Source organism: Kitasatospora sp. NPDC088779, from assembly GCF_040685395.1.
Taxonomy (GTDB): domain Bacteria; phylum Actinomycetota; class Actinomycetes; order Streptomycetales; family Streptomycetaceae; genus Kitasatospora.
In genome coordinates this window covers 95,909-109,796 of sequence record NZ_JBFBHW010000010.1, presented here as the reverse complement: position 1 = coordinate 109,796, position 13,888 = coordinate 95,909, and the positions used below count along the sequence as shown (strand labels likewise).

Annotated in this window: 10 protein-coding genes; 4 read left to right on the top strand and 6 right to left on the bottom strand. The window is 73.6% G+C overall.

What is annotated here, in order from left to right; all coding sequences use genetic code 11:
* Positions 1-166 precede the first annotated feature (166 nt).
* Positions 167-2,452 (top strand): FdhF/YdeP family oxidoreductase, encoded by a 2,286-nt coding sequence (locus tag AB0P03_RS11965; protein WP_363581943.1) that lies wholly within the window; start codon positions 167-169, stop codon positions 2,450-2,452.
* A 53-nt stretch (positions 2,453-2,505) separates the two neighbouring features.
* Here AB0P03_RS11965 and AB0P03_RS11960 read toward each other — a convergent pair whose 3' ends face one another.
* On the bottom strand, positions 2,506-4,119 hold the full coding sequence (locus AB0P03_RS11960) for an NlpC/P60 family protein (protein WP_363628698.1): 1,614 nt from the start codon (positions 4,117-4,119) through the stop codon (positions 2,506-2,508).
* A 333-nt stretch (positions 4,120-4,452) separates the two neighbouring features.
* Here AB0P03_RS11960 and AB0P03_RS11955 point away from each other — a divergent pair, with 333 nt between their 5' ends.
* Positions 4,453-5,637, top strand: a complete 1,185-nt coding sequence (locus tag AB0P03_RS11955) for an inorganic phosphate transporter (RefSeq protein ID WP_363581939.1) — start codon at positions 4,453-4,455, stop codon at positions 5,635-5,637.
* A 26-nt stretch (positions 5,638-5,663) separates the two neighbouring features.
* Positions 5,664-5,912: a hypothetical protein gene (locus AB0P03_RS11950; RefSeq protein ID WP_063347835.1), complete on the top strand. Its 249-nt coding sequence runs from the start codon at positions 5,664-5,666 to the stop codon at positions 5,910-5,912.
* A 102-nt stretch (positions 5,913-6,014) separates the two neighbouring features.
* Here AB0P03_RS11950 and AB0P03_RS11945 read toward each other — a convergent pair whose 3' ends face one another.
* Both AB0P03_RS11945 and AB0P03_RS11940 read right to left on the bottom strand, forming a co-directional pair.
* Positions 6,015-7,562: an MDR family MFS transporter gene (locus AB0P03_RS11945; RefSeq protein ID WP_063347836.1), complete on the bottom strand. Its 1,548-nt coding sequence runs from the start codon at positions 7,560-7,562 to the stop codon at positions 6,015-6,017.
* A gap of 221 nt (positions 7,563-7,783) precedes the next feature.
* Positions 7,784-8,233 carry a MarR family transcriptional regulator gene (locus AB0P03_RS11940; protein ID WP_363581937.1) on the bottom strand — a complete coding sequence of 150 codons (450 nt, stop codon included), beginning with the start codon at positions 8,231-8,233 and terminating at the stop codon, positions 7,784-7,786.
* 112 nt (positions 8,234-8,345) lie between these two features.
* On the opposite strand from AB0P03_RS11940, the gene AB0P03_RS11935 reads away from it, so the two are divergent.
* Positions 8,346-9,398 carry an ABC transporter permease gene (locus AB0P03_RS11935; RefSeq protein ID WP_363581935.1) on the top strand — a complete coding sequence of 351 codons (1,053 nt, stop codon included), beginning with the start codon at positions 8,346-8,348 and terminating at the stop codon, positions 9,396-9,398.
* A gap of 69 nt (positions 9,399-9,467) precedes the next feature.
* Here the strand turns inward: AB0P03_RS11935 and AB0P03_RS11930 are convergent, their stop codons facing one another.
* The 3 genes from AB0P03_RS11930 to lon all read right to left on the bottom strand — a co-directional run bounded on the left by AB0P03_RS11930 (position 9,468) and on the right by lon (position 13,725).
* A complete protein-coding gene (locus AB0P03_RS11930; protein ID WP_363628696.1) occupies positions 9,468-10,688 on the bottom strand; it encodes an ROK family transcriptional regulator in 1,221 nt (406 codons plus the stop codon).
* An 18-nt stretch (positions 10,689-10,706) separates the two neighbouring features.
* Positions 10,707-11,249, bottom strand: coding sequence for a GtrA family protein (locus AB0P03_RS11925; RefSeq protein ID WP_363628694.1), 543 nt, complete (start codon positions 11,247-11,249; stop codon positions 10,707-10,709).
* A gap of 79 nt (positions 11,250-11,328) precedes the next feature.
* Positions 11,329-13,725 carry an endopeptidase La gene (gene lon / locus AB0P03_RS11920; RefSeq protein ID WP_363581929.1) on the bottom strand — a complete coding sequence of 799 codons (2,397 nt, stop codon included), beginning with the start codon at positions 13,723-13,725 and terminating at the stop codon, positions 11,329-11,331.
* Positions 13,726-13,888: the final 163 nt, after the last annotated feature.

Genomic DNA, 13,888 nt, shown 5'->3' with positions numbered 1-13,888 from the left:
CCAGGGCCCACCCCGGCCTCTCCGACTCCACCGACGCCCGTTCGGCCCCCCTCCCCCCGCCTTCACCCGGATGGAAGGATGGGCCCTGAGCCCCCGCGACGAAGCGGCGGGCCCGACGGCCCCGGTGTCGCGGCCGCCGGACGAGCAGAGCCGAGGAGAAGCGGTCATGGCCAAGCAGGCCCCGCAGAGCGACCCGGCGCAGGACGCCCCCGAGGTGTCCGCGCCCCAGCACGCGGCGGCCGGGCTGCCCGCGGTCGGCCACAGCCTGCGGATGGCCGCCGAGCAGATGGGCCCCCTCCGCACCCTCGCCACGCTGCGCAAGGTCAACCAGCCGGACGGCTTCGACTGCCCCGGCTGCGCCTGGCCGGAGCCGGGGAAGACGCACACGGCGGAGTTCTGCGAGAACGGCGCCAAGGCCGTCGCCGAGGAGGCCACCGAGCGCCGGATCCGCGCCGAGTTCTTCGCCGCCCACCCGGTCGCCGAGCTGGCCGGGCGCTCCGGCTACTGGCTGGGCCAGCAGGGCCGCCTCACCCAGCCGATGCTGCTCGACGAGGGCGCCACCCACTACACGCCGGTCTCCTGGGACGACGCCTTCGCGCTGATCGCCGAGGAACTGCGCGCCCTGGACACCCCGGACGGCGCCGCCTTCTACACCTCCGGGCGGACCAGCAACGAGGCCGCCTTCGCGTACCAGCTGTTCGCCCGCCGGCTGGGCACCAACAACCTGCCGGACTGCTCCAACATGTGCCACGAGTCGTCCGGTTCGGCGCTCACCGAGACGCTCGGCGTCGGCAAGGGCAGCGTCAGCCTCAAGGACCTCTACCAGGCCGACCTGATCATCGTGGCCGGCCAGAACCCGGGCACCAACCACCCCCGGATGCTCTCCGCGCTGGAGCGCGCCAAGCGGGCCGGCGCCACCATCGTGAGCGTGAACCCGCTGCCGGAGGCCGGCCTGGAGCGCTTCAAGAACCCGCAGCACGCGCGCGGCCTGGTCGGCCACGGCACCAAGCTGACCGACCTGTTCCTACAGATCCGCCTCGGCGGGGACCTGGCGCTGTTCCGCGCGCTCAACCGGATGATCCTGGAGCAGGACGGCGTCGACCGCGCCTTCGTCACCGAACACTGCCACGGCTTCGAGGAGTTCGAGGCGCAGGCGGAAACGACCGACCGCGCCGAGGTGCTCGCCGCGACCGGCCTGCCGTGGGAGCAGATCGAGGAGCTCGGCCGGCTGGTGCTGGGCTCCCGGAAGATCATCGTCTGCTGGGCGATGGGCCTCACCCAGCACAAGCACGCCGTCCCGACCATCCGCGAGGTGGTCAACTTCCTGCTGCTGCGCGGCAACGTCGGCCGCCCGGGCGCCGGGGTCTGCCCGGTGCGCGGGCACAGCAACGTCCAGGGCGACCGGACGATGGGCATCTTCGAGCGGCCCTCGACGGCCTTCCTGGACGCGCTCGGCGAGGAGTTCGGCTTCGAGCCGCCGCGCGCGCACGGCCTCGACTCGGTGGACACCATCCGGGCGATGCGCGACGGCCGGGTCGGGGTGTTCTTCGCGATGGGCGGCAACTTCGTCGCGGCCACCCCGGACACCGACGTCACCGAGGCGGCGATGCGCCGCTGCCGGCTGACCGTGCACGTCTCCACCAAGCTCAACCGCTCGCACGTGGTCACCGGCGCCCGCGCACTGATCCTGCCCACCCTGGGCCGCACCGACCGGGACGTCACCGGCGCCGGCGCCCAGTTCGTCAGCGTCGAGGACTCGATGGGCCAGGTGCACTCCTCGCGCGGCGGCCTGCGCCCGCCCGCCCCCGGCCTGCTCTCCGAGACCGCGATCGTCTGCCGGCTGGCCCGCGCCGTCCTCGGCCCCGGGGACACCGTGCCGTGGGAGGACTTCGCCACCGACTACGACACCCTGCGGGACCGGATCGCCCGGGTCGTCCCCGGCTTCGAGGACTACAACGAGAAGGTCCGCCGCCCCGGCGGCTTCACCCTGCCGCACGGCCCGCGCGACTCCCGGACCTTCCCCACCGCGACCGGGAAGGCCAACTTCACCGTCAACCCGCTCACCGCCCCCGAGGTCCCGCCGGGCCGCCTGCTGTTGCAGACGCTGCGCTCGCACGACCAGTACAACACCACCGTCTACGGCCTGGACGACCGCTACCGGGGCATCAAGGGCGGCCGCCGGGTGGTCCTGGTCAACCCGGCCGACGCCGCCGAACTCGGCCTGGCCGAGGGCGACTTCGTCGACCTGGTGAGCGAGTGGCGGGACGGCGTCGAGCGGCGCGCCCCGCACTTCCGGGTGGTCCACTACCCGGTGGCCCGCGGCGGCGCGGCGGCCTACTACCCGGAGACCAACGTGCTCGTCCCGCTGGACTCCACCGCCGACATCAGCAACACGCCGACCTCCAAGGCCGTGGTCGTCCGCTTCGAGCCGGACACCGGCGCCCCGGCGTGACGCACGCGAAGGCCGCCCGGCGTCCGCGGACGCCGGGCGGCCTTCCTCATGACTCAGTTGGTGCCGAGCGGCAGTGTCGCGGTGGCGCTGCCCGGGGCCCCGGCGCTCGCCGAGCCGGTGGTGGTGGAGGCGGCGGTGCCGGTGGAACCCGGGGTGCCGGCGCCGGTCGGGGTGGGCGTCGCCGGGCCCGTGCCGGTCGGCGCCGGGGTGCCCGTCCCGGTCGGGGCGGGCGTGCCGGTCCCGGTGCCGGTCCCGGTCGGCGTCGGGGTGGGCGTGCCGGGGGCGGTGGTGCCGGTGCCGGACGGCGTCCCCGGGTCGGTGGGCGTTCCGGTGCCGGACGGCGTGCCGGTGCCGGTGTCCGCGGGCGTGCCCGGGGTGGTGGACGGCGTGCCCGGGGTGGCCGGCGGGTCGGCGGGCGTGCCGGGGGCCGGGGCGGTCGGGACCTGGTTGGCCGGGCTGGGCGCGATCGGGGTGACGGTGTCCCAGCCGGCGGGCAGGTCGGGCACCTTCCAGCTGCCGCCGGCCTCGTCCGCCGCGCCGGACGGGTCGGGCCGCACCGCCCCGAGGATCGGCATCGAGCCGATCGGCGACACCTTGATGACGGCGCCCGGCCGAGGTGCCTGGACGACCAGCCCGCCGCCGATGTACATCGCGACGTGCGTGGCGCCCTCGAAGTAGATGACCAGGTCGCCGGGGCGGAGCTGGTTCAGCGCGATGTGCGGGAGCTGGGCCCACTGCTCCTGGCTGGTGCGCGGGATCGGCAGCCCGGCGTGCAGCCAGGCCTGCGAGGTGAGGCCCGAGCAGTCGTAGGAGTCCGGCCCCGCGCCGCCCCACAGGTACGGCTTGTTGAGCTGGGCGAGCGCGAAGGCGACGGCGGTGCGGCCGGCCGCCGACGGGGTGCGCTCGCCCTTGCCGAGGGCGCCGGAGGCGAGGAAGGCGAGCTGGGCCTCGTCGGCCTTGGCCTTCTCCAGCTTCTCCAGTTCGGTGCGCTGGGCGCCGGTGAGCGAGGAGACCAGCTGCTCGACGGAGGCGAGGTCGGTGGCGACCTTGGCCTTGGCGGCGTCCTGCTGGGTGACCAGCGTCTGGGAGGTCCTGAGCGCGTCCTCGGTCTGCTTCGTCAGGCCGGCGAGGGCCTCGCGGTCGGTCTTCAGCCGGTCCAGGAACTCGGACTGCGAGCGGCTGGCGGCGGTGAGCAGTTCCGCGATGGTGACGGCCTCGTACGGGTCCTTGGAGAGCAGCAGTTCGGCGTAGGCGGAGGCGGCGCCGTTGCGGTACTGGGCGGCGGCGAGCTGGGAGGCGATGTCGGTGCCGGCGTCGACCTGCTTCTGCTGGCGGTCCAGCCGGCCCTGGAGGTCGGTGAGCGCGGCCTGCTGCTCGGCGACCTTGGCGACGGCGCCGTTGTACTGCTCGGTGGCGGTCTCGGCGCTCTGGTAGAGCGTGTGCAGCTGGTCGAGCAGCGGGCCGAGGGTGGCCTTGGCGGCGGCGAGCGGGTCGTCGCCCGGGCTGGCCGCGGTGATCGAGGCGCCCGGATCGGGGGCGGCGTACGCGGCCTGCGCGGCGAGCGGGAGGGCGAGCGCGGCGGCCGCGAGGGCGGCTCCGCAACGCAGTGCCGCCCTCAGCCAGGGCCGTACGACTGCCGATTCAGTGCGCTGTGCAGCCCCGCCCATGGGTTGGTCCTCCCCGCCCCAGCCTGTCACCGGCGTCCCCGGATCCCGCAGATCCTCCCACGGGTTACTCACCGGAAACAGGGCGCATCCGGACTGGGAGGTTAATTCTCGGTTGATCTGTGAGACAGCTCTCAGCAAACCGGAGCGAACCGGGGCGAACTTCGCTAATGTCCAGCTCAGCGCGACCGCCGACACCCCTCCGAAAGCTTCCGGACACCACTGGGACACCAGCGGAACCACGATTCCCGGCTCAGTTCACCTTCCGTTTACCAAACAGACCTACGGTCGCGACGACACCAACGTCCGTGCGACAACTACGACGATTGTTTGGGTATGGAACACATCTCGTTCCTGGTAGCCGTTGTGATCATCACGGCGCTCGCCTTCGACTTCACCAACGGGTTCCACGACACCGCCAACGCGATGGCCACCTCCATCGCGACGGGAGCCCTCAGGCCGAAGGTCGCGGTCACCATCGCGGCCGTCCTCAACTTCGCGGGCGCGTTCCTGTCCGTGAAGGTCGCCACCACCATCTCCGGCGGCATCGTCAACGAGAAGAGCGGCATCCACCCCGAGATCATCTTCGCCGCACTGGCGGGCGCGATCCTCTGGAACCTGCTGACCTGGCTGCGCGGCCTGCCGTCCAGTTCCTCGCACGCGCTGTACGGCGGCCTGATCGGCGCCACCGTGGTCGGCGTCGGCATGAACGGCGTCAACTTCGACACCGTCCTCTCCAAGATCCTGATCCCGGCGATCGCCTCCCCGCTGGTCGCCGGCCTGGCCTCCTGGGGCGCCACCAAGCTGGCCTACGCGATCACCCGCAAGGGCAACGAGGCCACCGCCACCAAGGGCTTCAAGACCGGCCAGATCTTCTCGTCCTCGCTGATCTCGCTCGCGCACGGCACCAACGACGCCCAGAAGACGATGGGCATCATCACCCTGACCCTGGTGTCGGTCGGCGCCCTGCCGCACGGCGCGCTGCCGCCCACCTGGGTGATCATCTCCGCGGGCGCCGCGATCGCGCTCGGCACCTACATGGGCGGCTGGCGGATCATCCGCTCGATGGGCAAGGGTCTCGCCGACATCAAGGCGCCGCAGGGCTTCGCCTCCGAGTCGGCCGCCGCGACCGTCATCCTGACCTCCTCGCACATGGGCTTCGGCCTCTCCACCACCCAGGTCTGCTCCGGCGGCATCATGGGCGCCGGCCTCGGCGGCCCGAAGGCCGAGCTGCGCTGGAGCCTGGTGCGCCGCATGGTCTACACCTGGGCGCTGACCCTGCCGGCCGCCGCGCTGGTCTCGGGCGGTGCCGCGCTGCTGGTCCGCCAGGGCACCTGGGGCATCGTCCTGGTGGGCGCCGTGCTGGTGGCCGGCTCCGGCGCGATGTGGCTGATCTCCCGCCGCCAGCCGATCAGCGCGGACAACGTCAACGACGTCAACGACGTCACCCCGGTGGAGATCCCCGCCACCGCCGCCCCCGCGAACACCCCCACCCCCGCCTCGACCACGGTCGCGGCCTGAGCGCCGCAGGCTGAGGAGCACCCGCCATGCACATCAAGTGGAACGCCCTGGCCCAGACCGCCGGTGCCAGCTTCGGCATCACCGTCGCCGTGGTCTCCGTCTTCGCGCTCGGCATCCTGGCCCTGTCCCGCCGCGAGGCCGCGCTGAGCGCCCGCGAGGGCGAGGCCGCCCAGGAGCCGGGCGGCGGCCGGCTGGCCCTGGCCGGCGCCTACGCCTGCTTCGGCCTCTGCGCCGCGGCCGTCGTCTACGGCCTGGTCCTGATCGCCGCGCCGTAGGGCGCGGTCCGACGGTTCCCGCCGTCCGCGCGCGGGACGAACCGAACGGGCCGGGGAGTGTGATCCACACTCCCCGGCCCGTTCGCGCGTCCCCGCCCGGAGTCAGCCCTGCTGGCTGGTCTTCAGCGCGGTCTCCCGGATGAACAGCACCGTGACGAAGGCCAGCGCCGCGAACGGCGCGGCCCACAGGAAGACGGTGCCGACGCCGTGCCCGAACGCGTCCGTCACCAGCGGGACGATCGGGGCGGGCAGCTTGTGCAGGTCCGGGATGCCCCCGCCGCCGGCCGCGCTCGCGGCCGGGATGTGCGCGGCGGCCAGGTTCTCCGCGAGGTAGTGGGTCACCTTGCTGTTCATCAGCGCGCCGAGCGCGGAGACGCCCATCGCGCCGCCCATGGTGCGGAAGAAGGTCACCACGGAGCTGGCCGCGCCGAGCTCGTGGCGCGGCACCGTGTTCTGCACCGCGAGCACCAGGTTCTGGCTGGTCAGGCCGAGGCCGATGCCGGTGATCGCCATGTAGACGCAGAGCAGCTTGTAGTCGGTGTCGGCGCGGGCGGTGGCGAGCAGGCCGAAACCGATCGCGAGCAGCGCCGTGCCGGCGACCAGGTAGGCCTTCCACTTGCCGTACTTGGTGATCAGCCGGCCGGCGACGGTGGAGGCGAGCGCCAGGCCGAGGATCATCGGCAGGGTCATCAGGCCGGCCATGGTCGGGGACTTGGCGCGGGCCAGCTGGAAGTACTGGCTGAGGAAGGTGGTCGCGCCGTACATCCCGACGCCGACCAGCACGCTGGCCACCGCGGCCAGGGTGACGGTGCGGTACTTGAAGAGGTCCGGCGGGATGATCGGCTCGGCGGCGCGGCGCTCGATCACCACGGCCAGGGCGCCCAGCAGCAGGCCGCCGCCGACCATCGCGGCGGTCTGCCAGGACAGCCAGTCGTAGTTCGTGCCGGCCAGCGTGATCCAGATCATCAGCAGGCTGACGGCGCCGGTGATGACCAGCGCGCCCAGGTAGTCGATCTTCGCCTTGCGCTTGACCACCGGCAGCTTGAGGGTGCGCTGCACCACCAGGATCGCGGCCAGCGCGAACGGGATGCCGACGTAGAAGCACCAGCGCCAGCCCAGCCACGAGGTGTCCACGATGACGCCGCCGATCAGCGGTCCGCCGATGGTGGCCAGCGCGAAGACCGCGCCGAAGTAGCCGCTGTAACGGCCGCGTTCGCGCGGCGGGACCATCGCGGCCAGACAGATCTGGCCCAGTGCGACCACACCGCCGGCACCGATGCCCTGGAGGGCGCGGCAGGCGATCAGCTCGGCGGTGTTCTGGGAGAGGCCGGCCAGGGCGGAGGTGGCGATGTAGATCAGCAGGGCTATCTGGAGCAGCAGCTTCTTGCTGACGAGGTCGGAGAGCTTGCCCCAGATCGGGGTGGAGGCGGTCAGGGTCAGCAGGGCCGCGGTGATCACCCAGGTGTAGGCGGACTGGCCGCCGTGCAGGTCGGTGAGGATGTGCGGCAGGGCGTTGGAGACGACGGTCGACGAGAGCACGGCCACGAAGAGGCCGAGCAGCAGGCCGGACAGCGCCTCCATCACCTGCCGGTGGGTCATCGGTTGATCGTCGACGGCGGCTCCGACGGTCGCCTCGGCTGTGACGGTCATCTGGGTCCTTCGGCGGGAGGAGTGAGCGGGGGGCGGGGGTGCACGGGCAGGGAAAATCGTTGCCTTACGCAACCATAGGCCCGATGGTTGACTAAGGCAACTTTCTTCAAGCCCAAGTAAAGGCCTCGCCCCAGCCGCCGCCCCGGCCGCCGCCCCGGCCGCCGCCCCGGGCCCGGCCCCAACCGCCGCGGACCGGCCCCGCCCCGGGGCCCGGCCACCGGTCACTCCGCCGGCGGATCCCCGATCACGTCGTTGAAGCGGTGCAGCAGCACCGCGAAGCGGTCCACGTCCTCCGGCGACCAGCTGCCCAGCAGCTCCCGCACCCGCCGCATCCGGACGTCCCGGGCCGCCAGGTAGCGCCGCCGCCCGTCCTCGGTCAGCGAGACCAGCGCGGCCCGGCGGTCCAGCGGATCCGTCTCCCGGGCCACCAGGCCCAGCTCCTCCAGCGCCCGGATCTGCCGGCTCACCGTGGCCTTGCCGACCGCGAAGTGCACGCCGACGTCCGTCACCCGCACCCGCCCGGCCTGCTCGATGTAGCCGAGCATGCTGTAGGCCATCCCCTCCAGCTCGGGGTGCACCCGGCGTGAGAGCTCCGCCACTCGGGCCCGGCCCCGCCGGAACATCAGCGCGACCTCGCGCTCCACCGCCAGCAGGGATTCCTCGTCACTCACCGCGCCAGTATCCCGCAGCCGCGTTGGCCGGAACGCGGCGCGCGGGGTGCGACAAGCCAACTAGTTCATGGTATGAAGTATCCGTTTTCCCCCAATACACAAGGAGATGTGGATGGCCGCCCCGGGGCAGGGTTTCGTCGCTGAACTGAAGGGCGCGGTCACACCGCGTGCGGCACTGCTCGTGATCGGCGTGCTGCTGCTGCAGCTCGGCTTCATCACCTCGTACGTCGGGGCGCTGCACCACCCGGCCCCGCACGAGCTGTCGATCGCGGTGGTCGCCCCGCCGCAGGTCACCCCCAAGCTGGTCCAGGGGCTGGAATCCGTGCCGGACGACGCCGTCAAGGCCGTCACCGCCCCGGACGCCGAGACGGCCACCCAGCAGATCAAGGACCAGAAGATCTACGCCGCGCTGGTCGTGAACCCGACCGGCACCGAGGACACCCTGCTGGTCGGCGGCGCCCGCGGCACCTCCGCCGCCAAGGCCGCCGAGTCCATCACCACCGCGCTGGACAAGTCCCAGGGCCGCACCGTCAAGGTCGAGGACGTCGTGCCGCTCGCCAAGGGCGACACCAACGGCCTCTCCGCGTTCTACCTGGTCATCGGCTGGTGCGTCGGCGGCTACCTGGTCGCCTCGATCCTCGGCATCAGCGCCGGCTCCAAGCCCGCCAACGTCCACCGCCTGCTGATCCGCCTCGGCGTGCTGGCGCTGTACTCGGTCGGCGCCGGCCTCGGCGGCACGATCATCGCCGGACCGGTGCTGGACGCGCTGCCCGGCTCGATCCTGGCCCTGACCGGCATCGGCGCCCTGGTGGTGTTCACGGTCGGCGCGTTCACCATGGCGCTGCAGTGCCTGTTCGACGTCATCGGCATCGGCGTCGCGGTGCTGATCTTCGTGGTGCTGGGCAACCCGAGCGCCGGCGGCGTCTACCCGGCACCGATGATGCCGCCGTTCTGGCGGGCCATCGGCTCGCTGATCCCGAACGGCGCCGGGACCAGTGCCACCAAGTCGATCGCCTACTTCGGCTCCACCAACCTGGGCATGCCGATCGTGGTCCTGGTGGTCTGGGCGCTGATCGGCATCGGCGTCGCCTACCTGGCCGTGCTGCGCGGCCCGCGCTCCGGCGGCCGCGAGATCGTCGCCGCCGAGGCGTCCTCCGAGGCCTGATCCCCCGCGTTCCTCACCCGGAGCCCCCTGCCGCCCGGCCGGGGGCTCCGGTGCGTCCCGGGCCGGGAGTCAGCCGCCGGCGAACCGGCCCGGGTCCGCGACGACCGCCCGCACCACGCCCACCGCGGCGCCCAGCAGCGGCCCGCGCCGGCCCAGCCGGGACACCGTCAGCCGCTCGTCCGACCAGGGCCGCACCGTCACCCGGGCGGCCAGCTCGGCCCGCATCGCCGGCAGCAGCCAGGGCGCCAGCCGGGCGTAGCCGCCGCCCAGCACCACCTCGGCCGGGTCCAGCAGGTTGACCGCCCCGGCGGCCGCGATGCCCAGCGCCGAACCGGCCCCGGCCAGCACCGCGAGGGCCGGCTCGTCCCCGGCCCCGGCCCGCCCGGCGAGCAGCGTCACCCAGTCGCCCCGCGCGCCCGCCGGCCCGGCCGCCCGCAGCACGGCCGCCTCCCCCGCGTACTGCTCCAGGCAGCCGTGCGCGCCGCAGGCACAGCGGTGGCCGTCCGGGTGGACCGGTACGTGGCCGAACTCGCCCGCGTAGCCGCGCGCCCCGCGCAGCAGCCGCCCGCCGACCACGATCGCCGCGCCGACGCCGGCCTCGGCCGAGACGTACAGGAAGTCCTCCGGGCCGCCGCCCAGCCACCGTTCGGCCAGCCCGCCCAGGTTGGCCTCGTTGTCCGCCTCGACCGGCAGCTCGGCCAGTTCGGCCGCGCCGGCCGCGCGCAGCGCGGGGCGCAGTTCGGCCGCCAGCGGGACGTCCCGCCAGCCCAGGTTGGCGGCCCGCTGGAGCACCCCGCCGGAGGTGCCGACCAGCCCGGGGACGGCCAGGGTCAGCCCGGCCGGGCGCAGGCCCGACTCGGCGACGGCCGCGTGCAGCAGTTCGGCGAGGTCGGCCATGACCGCGGCGGGCCGGCGGCCCCGGTTGCGGACCTCGCGGCGGCGCCAGGTCCGGACCTCGCCGCTCAGGTCGACCACGCAGGCGCCGAGGTGCTCCACGCCGATCTCGGCGCCGAGGCCGCCGGGCCCGAGCGGGTTGAGCCCGAGCGCGGTGCCGGGGCGGCCGACCTTGCCGCTGGGCGCGGCCGGGCCCTCCTCGACGACCAGGCCGCCGGCGATCAGCTGCTCGGCGAGCGAGGAGACGGCGGCCCTGGTCAGGCCGGTCTCGGCGGCCACCTCGGCCCGGGATCGCGGGGCGCGCGCGATCACCCCGAGCACCAGGGCCAGGTTGGCCCGGCGCATCCCCTGCTGGCTGGCGGGCCCGCTCCGAACCGCGTCCGGTTCCCCGCGCATAACCCTCACCTCACGGCCTTATGGCGCATCCCGTGGCATCTCGGGTGCAGCGTAACCGGGTTCGTACCTAGGGTGCGCCCGTTCGGCGGGCCGGGTGAAGACCCACCGCTGCATCGCCCAGAAGCGGAACAGCATCGCGGCGAAGGTGCCGACGACCATCCCGCTGAGGAAGTCCGCGGTCTCCTGGGCGAACGGGCCGACGTACGGCTCGCGCAGGTCCAGGGCGTAGCGGGAGAGTGCCAGCGGCAGGTCGTTGACGGCGATCGCCATGGCGCTGACCAGGAAGAACAGCAGTGCCTCGCGCGGGTGCCCGGCCGTCCGGAAGGCCCAGCGACGGTTGAGCACGTAGGAGACGACGGTCGAGATCACGGTCGCGATCGTCAGCGCGACCACCGGTTTGTGCTCCAGCACGGTGAACTTCAGCTCGAAGTCGATCACCAGGGTGAGGGTGAAGCAGGCGCCGCCGACCAGCAGGAACTTCACCAGCCTGCGGTGCCGCACCAGGTACGGACGCAGCCGGGCCGGCACCCGGGCCAGGGCGCGCTGCGTGGGGGACGGCATCTCCGCAGTGTGGCACGCGCAGACGCCGTCCTCCCGTCGGTCCTCCCGTCGGTCCGCCCGTCGACCCGGCGCGGCCGGGTCAGGCCGCCGCGGCCAGGACCTTGGCCGGTTCCAGGGCCAGCTCCAGCACCTCCCGCACGTCCGCCACCGGGTGGACGGTGAGCCGCTCCAGCACCTCGGCCGGGACGTCGTCCAGGTCGGCCTCGTTGCGCTTGGGGATGATCACCGTGGTGACGCCGGCCCGGTCGGCGGCGAGCAGCTTCTGCTTCACCCCGCCGATCGGCAGCACCCGCCCGGTCAGCGACACCTCGCCGGTCATCGCCAGGTCGGTGCGCACCTTGCGGCCGGACAGCAGCGAGGCGAGCGCCGTGGTCATGGTGATGCCGGCGCTCGGCCCGTCCTTGGGGACGGCCCCGGCGGGGACGTGCAGGTGCACGCCGCGGTCGCGCAGCGAGGTGACCGGCAGCTCCAGTTCGGCGCCGCGCGAGCGCAGGTAGGAGAGCGCGATGTGCGCGGACTCCTTCATCACGTCGCCCAGTTGCCCGGTGAGGGTGAGTCCGGTGCCGCCGGTCTCGGCGTCGGCGAGCGAGGCCTCGATGTAGAGGACGTCGCCGCCGGCGCCGGTCACGGCGAGGCCGGTGGCCACGCCGGGGACGGCGGTGCGCCGCTCGGCCGGCGCCTGGGCGGCCTCCGGCACGTGGTGGGGCCGGCCGATCAGGGCGCGCAGCTCGTCCGGGCCGATCGCGGCGGGCAGTTCGCGCTCGCCGAGTTCGGCCTGGGCGGCGATCCTGCGCAGCACCCGGGCGATCGAGCGCTCCAGGTTCCGCACGCCGGCCTCCCGGGTGTACTCCCCGGCCAGTCGGCGCAGCGCCGCCTCGTCGACGCTGACCTGGTCGCCGCCCAGTCCGGCCTTCTCGCGCTGGCGCGGGAGCAGGTGGTCGCGGGCGATGACGACCTTCTCGTCCTCGGTGTAGCCGTCGAGGCGGACGAGCTCCATCCGGTCGAGCAGCGGCTCGGGGATGGCCTCCAGCACGTTGGCGGTGGCGAGGAAGACGACGTCCGAGAGGTCGAGCTCGACCTCCAGGTAGTGGTCCCGGAAGGTGTGGTTCTGCGCCGGGTCCAGCACCTCCAGCAGGGCGGCGGCCGGGTCGCCCCGGTAGTCGGAGCCGACCTTGTCGATCTCGTCGAGCAGGACGACCGGGTTCATCGAGCCGGCCTCCTTGATCGCCCGCACGAGCCGGCCGGGCTGCGCGCCGACGTAGGTGCGCCGGTGGCCGCGGATCTCGGCCTCGTCCCGGACGCCGCCGAGCGCGACCCGGACGAAGGTGCGGCCCATGGCGCGGGCCACCGACTCGCCGAGCGAGGTCTTGCCGACGCCGGGCGGGCCGACCAGCGCCAGCACCGCCCCTCCGCGCCGGCCGCCGACCAGCCCGAGCCCCTGGTCGGCCCGGCGCTTGCGCACCGCGAGGTACTCGACGATGCGGTCCTTCACGTCGGCCAGGCCGGCGTGGTCGGCGTCCAGCACGGCGCGGGCGCCGGCGATGTCGTACGCGTCCTCGGTGCGCTCGTTCCAGGGCAGCTCCAGGACGGTGTCCAGCCAGGTGCGGATCCAGGGGCCCTCGGGAGACTGCTCGGAGGCCCGCTCCAGCTTGTCGACCTCCTTGAGGGCCGCGTCGCGGACCTTCTCGGGCAGGTCGGCGGCCTCGACCCGGGCGCGGTAGTCGCCCTCCTCGTCGGCCGGGTCGCCGTTGAGCTCGGCCAGTTCCTTGCGGACGGCCTCCAGCTGGCGGCGGAGCAGGAACTCCTTCTGCTGCTTGGCCACGCCCTCCTCGACGTCCTTGCGGATGGTGTCGTTGACCTCCTCCTCGGCGAGGTGGTCGCGCAGCAGGGTCAGCGCGTACTCCAGGCGGGCGACCTGGTCGGCCTCCAGCAGCACCTTGAGCTTCTGCTCGGCGGTGGCGAAGGGCGCGTAGCCGATGTTGTCGGCGAGCTCGCCGACGCCCTCGATCTGGGCCACCCGGTCGACGATCTGCCAGGCGCCGCGCCTGCGCAGCCACTGGGTGGACAGCGCCTTGTACTCCTTGACCAGCTCGGCGGCCCGGCCGGCCACCGGGGTGTCCACCGAGGACTCCCGGAAGGGCGTGGTCTCCACCCAGAGGGCGGCGCCGGGGCCGGTGGTGCCGGCCCCGATGCGGACCCGGCGCACGGCGCGCACCAGCGCGGCCGGCTCCCCGTCGGCCAGTCGGCCGACCTGTTCGACGGTGGCCAGGGTGCCGACCGCCGCGTACGAGCCGTCCACCCGCGGGACCAGCAGGACCTGCGGCTTGCCGGTGCCGGTGGCCGCCGCGCGGGCGGCCTCGACCGCGGCGCGCACCTCGGTGTCCTTGAGGTCCAGCGGGACGACCATGCCCGGCAGGACGACCTCGTCGTCGAGCGGCAGCACGGGCAGGGTGAGCGGTGTGGACGTCGATGCCATGATCTCTCCCCAGTCAGTGAAGTTGAGTCGACCTGACTAAGGCCTGGCGCGCGCCGGATGTTCCCGGGGCGGCGTTCGCCGTGAGCGAACAGGAGCGGGTGTGGAGCGAGCAGGGGGAGGGCGAGGGAAGTGCCGTCAAAAGCGCCCGGGGGCGACACCCGGA